Raw genomic sequence first — 14,618 nt, forward strand, 5'->3', positions numbered from 1 at the left:
CCAGCACGCTCACCACCAGTCACGCAGCACGCGCCGATAGCGTGTCGCGGCGCGCGTGCGGCAACGGCGCCTCGCCAGCACTGTCGGGCAAGGCATGTGCACCGGTTTCCAGGTCGGCCAATCGGCACGGGCCTGCGCCCGTGGCGGGCCTCCTGCAAAGATATGGGCGGCACTGCATCGCCGATACCACACAAGGTGGCGCAAAATGTCCTGGTTACTTTTTGCAAACCCATGATTTGCGCCGAAATCAGCCGCGTTCTGGCTGAATCATTTTTCCTATCGCGCCAACGCCAGATAGTGATGGATCATCACGATTTGCGCGATTAACGCACATGCTGAACGCAAATTTTTCGACTTGGTCATACCAGATCCAGGCGGACCCAACCGCTCTCTGAATGCAGGCGCGCACCGATGTTGCAGGGTCATTCTGATCGGCGATCTTCGCTACGCAGATCTCGGGGGGGATCCAGCGCTTCCTTCCATCAATGGATACGCCGTGATGACCAACTCCAATCGCCGTTTACGGTTACGCAGTTTGACGCTCATTCCTTGCCTGCTCGCCAGCGCAGTGGCCTTTGCCCAGTCTGGCGCCACCAGCGCGCAGGCGCCGGTGTCGTCCCTGGACGCCCAGGCGTTCGCGCGCTCCGGCCAGGTCTGGCGCAGCTTCGGCAACGCCCTGCCCTTCGCCAGCCCTACCAACTGGCCGATCGCCGGCGGTGGCTATCTGAATCAGCGCTTCGCGCCGGGCGAGTGGAAGATCAACCGCAGCACCGTCAGCACCCTCAAGCCGGCCTGGACCCTGACCACCACCGGCGACATCTCGGCCACGCCCAGCATCGAGGGCGGCACGCTGTACGTGCCCGACTGGGGCGGCACGCTGTATAGCGTGGACACCCAGACCGGCAAGCCCAATTGGCAGGCCAAGCTGTCCGATTACACCGGCAAGAGCACCTCGCTCTCGCGTACCACCCCTGCCATCACTGCCAACAGCATCATCGTGGGCGACATGGCCGGCGGCACCGTGCTGGCCCTGGACAAGAAGACCGGCAAGCTGCTGTGGAAGAGCGAGGTCGAAACCAATCCGCAGGCCCAGATCACCTCCTCGCCGGTGGTCTACGGCAACCGCGTGTACCTGGGCGTGTCGTCCAGGGACTATGAAAGTCTTGATCCGACCCATCGGTTCTCGTTCCGCGGCAGCGTGGTGGCGCTGGATCTGAACACCGGCAAGAAGGTGTGGCAGTTCTACAACGCGCCCGAGGGCTATACCGGCGCCTCGACCTGGGGCCAGGTTGCCGTCGATCCCATCGCCCGCCGCATCTATTTCGGCACCGGCAACAACTACAACGTTCCCGCCAGCGTGGGGACCTGCGTGTCCAACGCACGCGCCTACCGCGGCAGCGAGTTGACCGTGCAGGATGAGCTCAACTGCATGGCGCCGGACAACTACGTCGACTCGGTGATCTCGCTGAATCTGGACACCGGCAAGCTGGTCTGGGCCAACCGCAATCAGGGCTACGATGCCTGGAACCTGTCCTGCATCCTCGCTCCCGACAATGGCCTGTGCCCCAACACCCAGGCGAGCAATCTGACCGGGCCCGATTACGACTTCGGCGGCGCAGGCATCAACCTGTTCTCCGTGCAGCGCGAGGGCAAGCTGCAGCAATTGGTGGGTGCCGGCCAGAAGAGCGGCATCTACTGGGCCTTCGACGCCAAGACCGGCGCCAGGGTGTGGTCCACGCAGGTCGGCCCGGGCGGCACCACCGGCGGCATCGAGTGGGGCGCGGCATTCGACCCCTACAAGTCGCGCGTGTATGTGGGCATCAACAACAATTTGAATACCCCGTACACACTGGCGCCGGGCAATACCGTCAGCCATAACGGCGGCTCGTGGGCAGCATTGGATGCGGCCACCGGCCGGATCCTGTGGCAGGTCAAGGCGCCGGGCATCAACCCGGTCAACCCGGCCGTACCGGCTGGTGCCCAGGGACCGATCAGCGTGTCGCCCAACCTGCTGTTTGCCGGCTCCATGGCAGGCAACATGGTGGCCCTGGACAGCGATACCGGCGCCACGGTCTGGAACTACAAGGCCACCGGCTCGGTGATGAGCGCGCCTTCGATCGTCGACGGTGCGCTGTACTGGGGCTCGGGCTATGCACGCAACAACTTCGGCGTTGCAGCCACGGCCAACCAGTTGATCAAGTTCGTGCCCGACACCGCTGCGGGCAAGTAGCGCTCACCCCATGTGATCTGCGTGCCGCATGACGCGCAGCCACAGCATCACGCGACGCCACCTTCCGGTGGCGTCGTCGTGTCTGCGGTAGTCCTTCCGTTGTGCACACGCACGCGCGGCTCGTCATCGCCCCCGCTGCTTGGCGCTTTGCGATAGCGGCTGTTATAGACGCGTCACCTGGCACAGCCGGATCTGTCCGGCCTCCAGTCCATGCGCCTCAGCCGCACGGCGGCGCAAGGCCCAGACCAGGTCCGCCGCATCCAGCGCGCCATCGGCGGGCACTTCCACGCTGTGGGCCAGTTGCCCCCACAGCACCGGCCGACCATCGCAATACCCCTCGTAGTCGGCGAAGTAATGCAGCTGGCGCCGCTCAGGTACCGACGTGGACATCGCCCTGGATCTCCGTGCAGCCCAGATGTTCCAACGCGATTTCCAGCCCGAGCAGATAGCTCTGCGCGCAATAGCCGCGCACCGTGGCCACCCGCTGCTTAAAGCCATCCGGCAGGCAGCGTTCCGGCCGGTCCACGCTGTCATCGTGGGCCTCCACGAACGGATACGGCAATGCGCCGAGCACACGATGCAGGCGCGGGCTGTCCACGCAGCTGCCCGGATCGATCAGCGCGATCTCCATCCGCGCCTGACCGGCCACGCGCAAGGCATCCAGCAATTCCTGCTCCGAGCCACAGGCCCGCAGCGCCACCGTCTTGCCTGCATCGCCGGCGCATTGCACCAGCTGGCGGATCACCGCCCGCGGCAACGGCCGCGGCCCACGCACCAACGGCAGCGATGCCTCCGGCCCACGCACGATCATGATCGACATGGCGGCGTCCTCAGGCGGCCACGCGCAACGGCGCGTGCAACGACGGCAGGCAACGCGCGGCAATGCTCAGCGACATCGCATACGCACGCGGCGCATCGTGCGGGGCAATCACCACCGCCAACGGCGCATGCTGCGGATGCAGCCACGGCTCCAACTCCTGCGCCGCATCGGCATGCAGCTCGATATACGGCGTGGGCAACGCATCCACCGCCGCGCGCAGGGCCCGGGCGCAGCTGCGCTCGGACAACGGCAGATCGCCCGAATCCAGCAGCACCAGCTCCACCTCCGCATCGCCACCGGCTGCATGCAATTCGGCGATCAAGCTATCCACATCGGCACACGCCAGCGTGCGCAACGCGCGCCCGGCACACTCGGGCAACTGCATCGGCACCAACGGCGCCGGATCGGCCTGAGGACCTCGCAAAATCAGGATACACATCGTGTTTGGCTCAACGCACCCCTGTGCGGGAGTGCCAAGGTAGGCCTGGAGGGCATAAAGGAGCTATTCGCGCGCCAGGGGGCGGCATAAAGAGTGCGTAATGGCTGCACTTGCCAATTCATTCAACCTATCTGCCCTATGGCAGCACCGTAAAGTCTGGAAGCCCCTGGCCGATAATGCGTGACTAGGTCCAGGAGCAGGTCAGGATGGAACGCGATCACGCCATCGAAGCAGCGGGATTGCAACGATGAGCTGGGCAATGGAGGCGCTGGGTCTCACAGCCGATGCCGATGCGCGCGCGATCAAGCGCGCGTACGCAGCACGCCTGAAAGCCACCCGCCCGGATGATGATCCGGCGGCATTCCAGCACCTGCACGAAACCTACCAGGCCGCATTGGCTTACGCAGCAAGCACCGAACGAGCCGACGAAGGCGGCGCTGACGATGCGCGGGTGGGCGCGCAGACCGCCACATCGACGGCACAAGCTCCACCAGGAAGCCCGCCTCCAAGCAATCCAGCACCGCGTTCGCTGGCCACATATATCCAGGACCCCGCCCTTGAGGCAGAAATCGAGCGCTGGCGGGATGGCACGCATGTGCAGGACTGCGCGGCGCGCATCCTGGCCGCAGCACATGACATGCCCGACCAGCGCTTTTCCGCATGGTTGAGCGAACTACCGGAATGGTGGTCGCTGGAGCTGCGTCCGCAGATTGGCCAGGCTCTCGCAGCCCTCATGAAAAACCGTTGCTTATCGGTCACCGATGCGACTTTCGATCTGCTGATCACGAGTTTCGGAGATGATCCCGAGGCCGATGCCTCCCATGCGCTGTGGTCGGCGCGCTTGCTCGGTGTGGCGCTGGAACAGTCGCCAGACTCCTTCGAACACTGGATGCAGAGCCATGCTGACACGTGGTCAGACTATCAGCGCTTCATGATCGGCCTCCACGTATCGCACGCGCTCGGTACGCAGCGCCCATCGCTACGCTTGGCGACCATCGATATGCTGATGAAGGCCTTCGGTTGGCAGGCGCAGGAGGAAGGTGACAACCTCGCCTGGCTTCACGCAGCACGCAGGACTGCGCGCAAACAGGAACTAGCGCTAAGGCGGGAGTCGGCGCTGGCACTCGATGGCGATGCTGAAATCCTGGCCTACGAGTTGGGAGCGGCTGGATGGGATGCGATGACGCCGCAATGGGCGGCCGCGCTGCGTTCACGACTAGCACGGCCACCCTCGCCATGGCGCTCGCTGACGACCGCGCTGCTACCGGCACGGCCTACCTGGATGTACCGCTTTTGCGCCATCGTGCAGCAGTGGTTTCCGCAGCAGTTGCCCGAATCGGTGCATGCGGAGAATCTGCGGTTCTGGACACAGATCGGCAACCCTCAGCGCCCGCATGGACGCCAGCTGGGCCTGGGACTGGCGCGAGGACTTTGCGTTGCCGCCCTGCTTGCCATCGGCGCTGGCGTGCTGGCCATCCTTTCGACCATTCATCCCGACACTGAGAGCGCTGCCTGGGCGTTCCGGGACATTGGACGGGGGTTGTTGAGCTGGATTGCGTTGGTACTCGTCCAGCTGGGTGCACATTGGCAGGCGCGTAGACTCACGCCAGGCACGCCCAAGCGCACCGCGCACCGTTGGCTATTGCCTGTGGCCATGACCGCAGGCATCGCCTGCACAGTGGGTGGATGGGGTACTGGCGTGGTGGGTGCAGCCATGGGCACTGCCTTGGTGCACATGGCGATGTACCGCGTCCTGGGGCGCATGGTTCCGCCACCGGCAGTCAAGGCGCCACAATCGCTCCTCATCTCGGGGATGATCGGGCTGGCATCGGCAGCCATGGGCGCAAGCCTGTGGCCCGGGTTGGCCGTCGCCCTAATACTCTGGCTCGTGTCGCTGGTCCAAGACGCGCAACACGACGATCTGTCCATCCTCAATTGAAGTTTCGTAGACGCCAAAGGATTTCGTCATGATCGTAGGTATCGACCTCGGCACCACACACTCGCTGATCGGCGTGCACGATACCGAGGGTGGTCGGTTGTTCGCCAATCCGCACGGCAGTGTGTTGACGCCGTCGGTGATCAGCATCGGCGATGACGGTAGCCTGTTGGTGGGTCAATCCGCCCGGGAGCGGCTGGTAACGCATCCACAGCACAGCGTGGCGGCGTTCAAACGTTGGATGGGGAGCCCGCGCGAGACCAAGCTGGGTGAGCGCAGCTTTCGTCCGGAAGAATTATCGGCACTGATCCTGCGCTCGTTGATCGCCGATGCCGAAGCGGCACTCGGCAGCAAGATCGAAGAAGCCGTCATCAGCGTGCCGGCGTACTTTTCCGATGCACAGCGCAAGGCCACGCGCGTGGCCGGCGAGCTGGCCGGCATCCGCGTCGAACGGCTGATCAACGAGCCTACCGCTGCCGCCCTGGCCTACGGGCTGCAGGAACGTGGAGGCGAGGGCCGGGTGCTGGTGCTGGACCTGGGCGGTGGCACGTTCGATGTGTCGCTGCTGGAAATGTTCGATGGCGTGGTCGAAGTGCACGCCAGTGCCGGCGACAATTTTCTCGGCGGCGAGGATTTTCTCGAGGCACTGGTGGAAGGATTCTGTGCCGAGCATCGCCTCGATGCAGCCAAGCTTGCGCCGGGTGACAGCGCGCAGCTGCGCCGCCGTCTGGAACAGCTCAAGCGCGAGCTGAGTACGCAGGCGCAAGCTGCCATCACCCTGAGCATTGCCGGACAAAGCTATGCCTGGGAGATCGACGAAGCGCGCTTTGCGCAGCTGGCCGAGCCGCTGTTGCAGCGGATGCGCACTCCGATCGAGCGCGCCTTGCGCGACGCCAAACTCAAACCGTCGGAGCTGGACGATATCGTGCTGGTCGGCGGTGCGGTGCGCATGCCGATGATCAGCCGCCTGGCCACGCGCATGCTTGGTCGCCTACCGCTGCGTCACGTCAACCCGGATCACGCCATCGCGTTGGGGGCGGTGGTCGCCGCGGGCCTGAAGAGCCGCCACGAAAGCCTGCGCGAAGTGGTGCTCACCGATGTCTGCCCATACACACTCGGCACGCAGGTCGCACGTCAGGGCAACGACGGCCAGGTGCGCTCCGGCTACTTCCATCCGATCATCCCGCGCAACAGCGTGGTGCCGGTGAGCCGCGAGGACCGCTTCTACCCGATCAACGAGCAGCAGAGCCAGGTCACCATCGATGTCTACCAGGGTGAAAATCCCATGGTGGAAAAGAACATCAAACTGGGCGAAATACGCGTCCCCCTGGACCCCAAGCGCGCACGCAGCGAGCAAGGCGTACTCACCCGCTTTACCTATGATGTCGATGGGCTGTTACAGGTGGAGGTGATCGAAGATGCCACCGGCAGGCGCCACGAACTGGTACTGGAACAGAACCCCGGACTGCTCGATCGCGAAGAAATCGCCCGCCGGCTGCAGGCCCTGGAGGCTCTGAAGGTACATCCACGCGACCAGCAGCAAAACATCGCACTGATGGCACGTAGCGAGCGTGTCTACGAGGAATACATCGACGCGCGGCATCTGGTGCAACAGTGGATGGTGCAATTCCGTGAGGTGCTTGAGAGTCAGGATCTGCAACGTATCGAGCGCCACCGCGACGAACTCGCGCAGGCATTGGACGAACTGGAGGCGCGTGCATGAACTGGGCGCTGGAGGCGCTGGGGTTGGATGACGATGCAGACACGCGTGCGATCAAGCGCGCGTACGCAGCGCGCCTGAAGCTCACCCGCCCGGATGACGATCCGGCCGGGTTTCAACGATTGCATGAAACCTATCAGGCCGCACTCGCCTGGTCGCGTTACCGCGCGGAGACAGAGGCGGCCGAGCAAGCCGCGAAGCCGCATGACGACGGCATGTCCGATGCTGGCGTGGGCAGTGGCCAACCCGCCGCGTCACCGCAGGCCGCATACGCTCCCTCAGCGGACGTCCAGCCCGCTGACCCGCGTTGGTCTGAATCCGCGCAGCCGGACGCAATGCCCCAGCCGGTCCCGGCAATTTCTGCCGACTGGATCGCGCCGCCACGCGTCCGGCAGCCAGATGTCGACGTGGAGCAAGTGCAGCGACGCATCCTGCAGCACGCCGGCGCGGTGGATGCGCAGAACCTGCAGCAATGGCTGGTGAGCCAACCGGAACTATGGTCATTGGAACTCAAGCCACAGATCGGTAGCGCTTTACAGCGCTCTCTGCTGGCCGAAAGTCACGCGCTCATCGCAGACAACTACGATGTGCTGGCAGAGTTCTTCGACTGGCAACAGGCGCTGGATGCGCCCGACCCCTATCTGGTCGAACAGGCGCGTACATGCATGCATCGTCGGTGGTTGCTACAGCCTGCCGGCCACGCCCGACTGGCCAGGCAGCTGCAGCGCTGCGGCGATGCCTCCGCATCCGTGCCTCAGGTACGCAGGATGCTGGGATGGCTGGCGCCAGCAGAGTCGGAAGGTACTGCCCTGGCCACGATGCTCTGGCCCGGACGCGCCAGCCGGGTCCGCCGCCTGCTCGATCTGATCGGTTACCTCCCGGGCGACAGCAAGCCGCCATCGCCACTGGATCGGGAGAGTGCGCTGCGCTGGTACATGGCCAGCCAGCGTGACGCGTTCAGCCCGATGATCGCCGCGCTGGGGTTGGTGCGCAGTGCGATCGTCGGTATGGCGTTCCTGCTGCTGTGCCTGCTGTTGGCAATGGTCGACCACAATCCGACACCGGGCATGTCGCCGGTCTTGAAGGTCGGGCTCTGGGGCGCAGTGATCAGTGTCGGCGGCTGGGCCGCGTGGTACGCCCTGACCTGCCTCCAGCGCTGGCAGTGCCGGCCGGAGAGCGATCCTCGGGTAGAGCACCCCTGGCTGCAACGTCTGTTCATTCCTGCCATCGGCGTGCTTGCGGGGACGTTGATCGTCGTCGGCCTGAAGCAGGCCGCAACCTTCATCGCCCTGCCCTTGCTGTTGATCGCACTGCTGCGCTGGATACGCCGCGACAGAGCGACCTTCCAGTTTCAATGGAGCTGGGGATGGGCATGGGCGGCACTTCTCTGCACCAAGGCCGCCTTCATGGGATTCGGTTATCTGGTTCTCTACCCCCAAGCCGCCCTGCTGGGGACTGCAATCGCCTGGAGTGCGGACCTGATCTCCCACTGGAGTGCGCGCAGGACCGCGGCGCATTGACGGGCACTGCCGTGCATCGATGAGATGCCTGCCTTCTTAGACGGCAGGCGGGGCGGCGTCGATGCTTGCGCTGGCGCCGCTTCGCATCAGGCAATCAATGGTCTGCGCACCATGCCGGCGGCAGTGCGCCGGGGCTTGGGCGCATGCTACTGCCGCGATAGTGCGTACGGGCCGTCTACTTCTCCCGCCGCCAATTCACCGACCCCTTGGTCTCCACCGTGCTGGATTCGGCTTCGATATCGAAGCCACGGCTGAGCAGGTATTTGAGCGTCAGCACCGAGCCGCTGCCGACCATCGAGACGCCGTAGCCGACGTAGAGTTTCGGCGAGAGGTACTTGCCGAAGCCCACGACCGAGCCGACGGTGCTGGATTCGCTCACCCCCGCTTCGTCCAGGCCGAGCTTGGCGCCGATCTGCGAGGCGATCAGGCTGCTGCCGGCCGATAGTGCGGCCGATGCGGCGCTGACCTGCTGGGTTTCGTCGCTGCTGGCGGTGGACAGGCCGCGGCCGAGCACCAGATAGGACAGCGCTTCGGATTGCGACATCGCCGGTTCGGACCATACGTCGGCACGTGGGGATTCGGCGCGGCCGCTGACGTCGATGCCGGCGGTGACGTCGCCGACCTTGCGTTCGGCGCGCAGGCTCACGCGCGGGTCGGAGACGATGTTGTTGTTCCAGGTCAGCTGGCCGCGGCTGATGGTCAGGTCCTGGCCATAGGCCTTGTAGCGGCCGCGCACGTCCAGCCCGCCGTTGGCGGTCATTTCGCGGCCCGGGCGCGCGCGGATCTGCATCTGCCCGCTCAACCCGCCCTTCAGGCCGAAGCCGCTCATGTTGACCTTGTCGCCGAGCACGATGGCCAGGTCCATATCCAGCGGCGAGGCCGGAGCTTCTTCCGGATCCACCGGGTCCAGCACCACCACGTCCTCGGACACAGAAGTGCCGCGGTCCAGGCGCTCCAGGTCGATGTCGGCCTCGGGCACGGTGACCTTGCCGCGCAGCTGCATGGTGTTGTCGGCGATGCCGAACTGCATGTCCGGGTTGGCGATGATGCGCAGCTCGCTGGTGTTGTAGGCCAACACGTTTTCGCCACGGATATTGAGCAGCAGCGGCGTGCTGGTGCCGAACCACGACAGCCCGCCGTCGATGGTGAGCGTGCCCTCGCCGGACTTGGCCGAGGCGGTGATCTTGGCCGAGCCATCCGGCAACGCGTCGAAGCGGCCCTTGCCCTCGCTCAACGTCAAACCCATCGACGGGTATTCGGCGGTGAAATCGCTCAGGGTGGCGTCGCCGCCCAGCAGCGGTTTGTCGCGGGTTCCGCGCAGGCTCACGTGGCCTTCGACCAGGCCCTTGGGCCGCACCACATCGGCCACCACCAGCTCCAGCCAGTACAGCCGCGACATATTGAGATACAGCTCGCCGTTAAGCGGGGCATAGGCATCCCAGCCGGTGGTGAACTTGGCATCCACAAAGCCGGCGCCCTGGAAGCCGATACCCAGCTTGGCCTGGATCTGCTGCTGGGTGAAATCGGCCTGCATGCTGAACTGGTCGTAGCGCAGCAGTTCGCCGCGATTGGGATTGCCGGCCACTGCCGCATAGCGGGTCTCGCCCAGGCGGATGCCACCTTCGGGCGAGGCGATGCGCAGGCTGCCTTCCCAGGCGTTGCCGCGCGGCTTGAAGCTGCCATCCAGCGACAGCTCGCCACGCAGGTAGATCTGCCGGCCTTCCTGCTTGGGCAGCCACGGCTGCACCAGCGCCAGCGGCAGCGCGTCGCCATGCACCACCATGCCCTCGCGCGGCCAGTTGGCGCTGGCGCACAGCGCGCCACCGGTGGCTGCGCCCAGGCAGGTGTCTGACAGCGTAAACGCGGCGCCATCGGTGCTGAACTGCGCCGGCTGACGTAGCGCCCAGGCATCGCCCTTGGACGGTGCGATGCGCAATGTGGCGACCTGGCCCTGCCAGCGCTCGCCATTGCGGCGCATATCGCCCTGCAAGGCGACATTGGCCATGCTGTTGGCGATGTCGGCATCCAGACGCAGCGCTTCCACTGCGCCGCGTGCCTGCACGCGCACGCTGTCCAGCACCACACCGGCTTCGATGGCAGTGCCTTGCAATGCGAGCTGCCCATCGCTGCCGCGCCACGGCAGCCGGCCGCGCAGGCTGAGGCTCTGCGCACTGTAGGTGTCCCAGCGCAGGCCGCTGCCGGCGATGTCGGCGGTGATGTCCGGCGCATCGCGCTTGCCGCTGACCTGCAGCTGCCCGCGCACCACGCCGGTGGCGCCAGGCAGTACATCGTCCAGCTGCAACGGCTGCAGTTGCGCGGCGATGTCCAGCTGGTCGCCCACCTTGCCCTTGGCGGTGATGCGGCTGGCGCCCAGCGCCAGTTGCAGCTCGCCCTCGCCCTGTTCGCCACGCAGGGCGAACTTGCCATTGGCCGACAGCGCGCGTTGGCGCAGCTGGCCGGTCAGGCTGGGGATGTCTGCGGTGGCCTCGAAGCCCGGCGACACGCCACCGGCCGGCGCCGGCAGCTGACGGCCCTTGGAGGCGATCTTGCCGGACAGGTTGCCGTTCCAGCCCGGGACGAAATAGCCCGGGTCGAACTTGGCAAGTTGCGCGGTGACGTCCCACTGCAGCTCCGGCGTCCAGCCCACCTCGCCGGTCAGATCCAGCGAACCGCCCGGCGTTTTCGCCTGCACCTGCTTGAGCTGCGCGCGCTGATCGTTGCCGCGCGTGTCGAACACCAGGTTGGCCTGCTGCCCGTCGCGCTCCACCGTGGCGCGGCCGATCGCCGCCCACGCCTTCAAGGTGCCGGCCACGCCCAACCGCGCCTCGCGCAGTTCCACCGGCACCAGCGGCGCATCCGGCGTGGCCGGATCCGGAGTGGGAGTGAAGCGCAGGCCGCTGGCATTGACCGCAAAGCGGAAGCTCGGGTTCTGGGAGTCGCGGAAATCGGCGGTGCCGCGCAGCTGGGTACGGCCGTCGAAGGTGTCGACCACCAGCGGCTCGACGGTCAGCACCTGATCGACCAGGCTGATATGCGAGGGCTGCAAGGTCGCGCTCAACTCGCCCTGTTTGACGCTGCCTTGCAGGTCGGCCTTGCCGCCCTTGCCGGAGGCCTGCAGGTTCAGTGCGATCGGCGTGGCCGGGGCGGCATACTGCCCGTTGCTGGCCGGCATCAGCAGCGAGGTATCCAGCGCCTCGGTGACCGCCTTGAACGCCCAGGTCGGGTCGTCACGGCCGGTGAACACCAGGCTGGCCTGCAGCGGCGCCGGTGCACGGCCGGCGATGGCCACTTCCATCTTGTCCAGGTCCCCGCGCGCCACCAGCCCCAGGCTGGCCGGGGTACGGCCGCGTGCGGCCGGCAGCACCGCAGTGGCGGTGAGATCGGCGCGGTAATCGTCGTTGGGAAGGTAGTCGCCATGCAGGCGGAAGTCGCCCATGTCGGTGTCGATGACCAGATCGCGCGTGCGCAGCTCGCCGGTGGCCACTTCCAGGCCGCCCTGCACGGTGTGCAGCACGATCATCGGCTGCTGCAGCTGGGTGATGCGCAGGTTCTGCACATCGATCTTGTCGGCCTGGATCGCCAGCGGCACGGTGATCTGCGGCAGCGATTCGGGCCAGCTGGGGAGCTTGAACGGTTCCTCGCTCTTGCCCAGGTTCAACGTGGCGTTGCTGACCTGCACCGCATCCAGCTGCAGCTTGCGTCCCAATAGCGGGCGCAGGTCCGGCTCCAGATACACGCGCTCGGCGGTGAAGTGGATGTCCTGATAGTTGAAGTCGACATTGCGCAGGGTCAGCGGGCCGGCGATCGGGCCTTCGACGCTGCCATAGGTAAAGCTGGCGCCAACCGGCAGGCGCGCGACCACTTGCGCCAGCAACACGTCACGCCCGGCCACGGTCTGCAGCAGCCAGTAGATGGCGATCAGGGCCAACAGCACCAGCCCCAGCACGGTCAGGCCCGAGCCCACCCAGAAGCGGCGCCGGCGATAGAAACGTGGGCGCGCGGCGGGCGGCGGCGTGGGCGTGCTCACAGGTTGGCCCCGATATCGATGTACAGCTGGAACTGCGAGTCGGGGTCGTTCAACCCATGCGCGATGTCCACCCGCACCGGTCCCACCGGCGAGCGCCAGCGCAGACCGAAGCCGATGCCGGTGTGCCAGTCCGGGCGGTCGTCGAAGGCGCTACCGCCATCGACGAACACCGCCCCGCCCCAGGGGCCGCCCTTGAGGTAATGCTCGTATTCGGCACTGGCGGTGACCACGTTCTTGGCGCCGAGCGCGAATTCGTCCGGCTTGGGCGTGCGCGGACCGACTTCGCGGAAGGCATAGCCGCGGATGCTGTTGGCGCCGCCGGCAAAGAACCGCAGGCTGGGCGGCATCGCCACCAGGTCGCTGGTCCAGGTGGTGCCGCCTTCGCCGCGCAGGATCAGCCGGCCGTTGTCGCCGGCGCCCAGGAACCAGCGCAGTTGCCCGTATAGCTGGCCGAAGTTGGTGTCCGAGCCGGCCCCTTCGGCGCCACCGCGGATGAACATCTGCCCGGACACCCCGCTGCGCGGAAACAGCCGGTCGTCGACGTTGACGTAGTTGGCCTGCAGCTGCGGGTAGACCAGGGTGGAGGTCTCGTACACCGCGCCTTCGAAGTCGTCGCCGCTGCTGAAGCGCCAGCGCTCACGCAAGGCATTGATCGAGGCGATGGCGCTCCAGCGCTCGTTGATCTGGCCGCTGCGGCTGCCGGTGAGTTTGACGTTACGCAGGTCGATGTACTCGGTCTGTTCGTCGTACAACCGCGCCGAGGCGGTATACCAGCCGTCCAGCCAGCGGAACGCCGGCACCCGGTAGCTGGTGGTCAGGCTCTTGCGGTTCTGCGCATAGTCCAGCTGCGTGTCCATCTTGTGGCCGCGCGAATTGACATAGCGCCGCTCCACCCCGCCGCGCACACCGGCGCCGCTCTCGCTGCCGTAGCTCAGGCCGGAGGTGTAGATGGTGCGCTTGGCGCGGGTGAGCTTGACGTCCACCGGCACGCGGCCATCGGCATCGGCTTCTTCGGGCTTGGGCTGGATATCGATGGTGCTGAAGTAATCCAGCTTGGTCAGCGACTCGCGCAATCGGTCCAGCTTGCCCTCGTGGTAGTAGCTGCCCTCGTCCCAGTAGACCAGGGGGTCGAACAGGCCATCACGGAAGTAGTCGTAGTCGAAACGCACCTTGCCCATGTCGTAGCGGCGGCCGCTATCCCAGTTCAGATCGATGTCGGCAGCATGTTCGGCGCGCGTCACCGCCACCCGTCGCTGGGTGAAATCGGCATCGAAATACCCGCGCTCGGCCAACCGCCGGGTGATGCGCACCTTGCTGGCCTCGTACTGCGGATGGCTGAAGACCTGGCCTTCGCGTGGCTCGAACTGCTTGAGATCCTGGCCCAGGTAGCGGTCCTGCTCGGCCCAGCCGGTGATGGAGATATGCGAGGTGCGCACCCGCACTGGCTCGCCGCGGTTCACCGTGATCACCACCGTCACCCGGTCGCCGCTGCGCGGTGCGGCCAGTTCGATGGTCGGCGAGTAATAACCGAACGGCTCCAGCGCCTCGCGCGTTTGCCGCTCCGCCTGTGCCAGCAGGTACTCCAACCGCGACTCGCCCTGCTCCTTGCCCACGGCCTCATACAGAGACAACGAGACCTGGATGTTCTCGATCATCTCGGCATCGTCGCCCTCGTCCAAACCCTTGATCTCGATCTTGTCGATGGTCGCCCGGGCAACCGCTGGTAGCGGCACGAACACGGTACACAGCAGGGAGAGAGCAAACGCGACTTTAAGCATCGGCCAAGGATACCCAGCCCTGCTGTGAAGGGACAAAAAATCTGAGCAAACGCGACTATACGGCGCGCGATGGAGTGGCTAGAGTCGGCAGGTTGTTAATGTTTCGTTGACACCCGTTGCGCAGCCATCCCCCGATTGCCGCGCCCGT

9 protein-coding genes are annotated in these 14,618 nt (G+C 65.7%); 4 read left to right on the forward strand and 5 right to left on the reverse strand.

What is annotated here, in order from left to right; genetic code table 11:
• Window positions 1–499 precede the first annotated feature (499 nt).
• Window positions 500–2,230, forward strand: coding sequence for a PQQ-binding-like beta-propeller repeat protein (locus tag HG421_RS18065; RefSeq protein ID WP_169707555.1), 1,731 nt, complete (start codon window positions 500–502; stop codon window positions 2,228–2,230).
• A gap of 162 nt (window positions 2,231–2,392) precedes the next feature.
• Here the strand turns inward: HG421_RS18065 and HG421_RS18070 are convergent, their stop codons facing one another.
• From HG421_RS18070 to HG421_RS18080, 3 genes are read right to left on the reverse strand one after another with little or no spacing between them, the layout of a single operon-like run.
• On the reverse strand, window positions 2,393–2,620 hold the full coding sequence (locus HG421_RS18070) for a hypothetical protein (protein ID WP_169707556.1): 228 nt from the start codon (window positions 2,618–2,620) through the stop codon (window positions 2,393–2,395).
• Window positions 2,601–3,050, reverse strand: a complete 450-nt coding sequence (locus HG421_RS18075) for a 3-dehydroquinate dehydratase (RefSeq protein WP_169707557.1) — start codon at window positions 3,048–3,050, stop codon at window positions 2,601–2,603. Before HG421_RS18075 ends, HG421_RS18070 begins: the two co-directional genes overlap by 20 nt.
• 10 nt (window positions 3,051–3,060) lie before the next feature.
• Window positions 3,061–3,489: a hypothetical protein gene (locus HG421_RS18080; RefSeq protein WP_169707558.1), complete on the reverse strand. Its 429-nt coding sequence runs from the start codon at window positions 3,487–3,489 to the stop codon at window positions 3,061–3,063.
• 247 nt (window positions 3,490–3,736) lie between these two features.
• Between HG421_RS18080 and HG421_RS18085 the strand changes: the two genes are divergently transcribed.
• Genes HG421_RS18085 through HG421_RS18095 form a run of 3 tightly spaced genes read left to right on the forward strand, consistent with a single transcriptional unit; the run spans window position 3,737 to window position 8,665 of the window.
• Window positions 3,737–5,428, forward strand: coding sequence for a hypothetical protein (locus HG421_RS18085; protein ID WP_169707559.1), 1,692 nt, complete (start codon window positions 3,737–3,739; stop codon window positions 5,426–5,428).
• Window positions 5,429–5,456: 28 nt separating this feature from the next.
• Window positions 5,457–7,148 (forward strand): molecular chaperone HscC, encoded by a 1,692-nt coding sequence (locus HG421_RS18090; RefSeq protein ID WP_169707560.1) that lies wholly within the window; start codon window positions 5,457–5,459, stop codon window positions 7,146–7,148.
• Complete coding sequence (locus tag HG421_RS18095) at window positions 7,145–8,665, forward strand: hypothetical protein (protein WP_169707561.1); 1,521 nt, start codon at window positions 7,145–7,147, stop codon at window positions 8,663–8,665. Before HG421_RS18090 ends, HG421_RS18095 begins: the two co-directional genes overlap by 4 nt.
• Before the next feature lie 175 nt (window positions 8,666–8,840).
• Here HG421_RS18095 and HG421_RS18100 read toward each other — a convergent pair whose 3' ends face one another.
• A complete protein-coding gene (locus tag HG421_RS18100; protein ID WP_169707562.1) occupies window positions 8,841–12,692 on the reverse strand; it encodes a translocation/assembly module TamB domain-containing protein in 3,852 nt (1,283 codons plus the stop codon).
• Window positions 12,689–14,470 carry an autotransporter assembly complex protein TamA gene (locus HG421_RS18105; RefSeq protein WP_169707563.1) on the reverse strand — a complete coding sequence of 594 codons (1,782 nt, stop codon included), beginning with the start codon at window positions 14,468–14,470 and terminating at the stop codon, window positions 12,689–12,691. Before HG421_RS18105 ends, HG421_RS18100 begins: the two co-directional genes overlap by 4 nt.
• Window positions 14,471–14,618 lie beyond the last annotated feature (148 nt).

The sequence above is a fragment of the Xanthomonas campestris pv. badrii genome (assembly GCF_012848175.1).
Taxonomy (GTDB): Bacteria; Pseudomonadota; Gammaproteobacteria; order Xanthomonadales; family Xanthomonadaceae; genus Xanthomonas; species Xanthomonas campestris_C.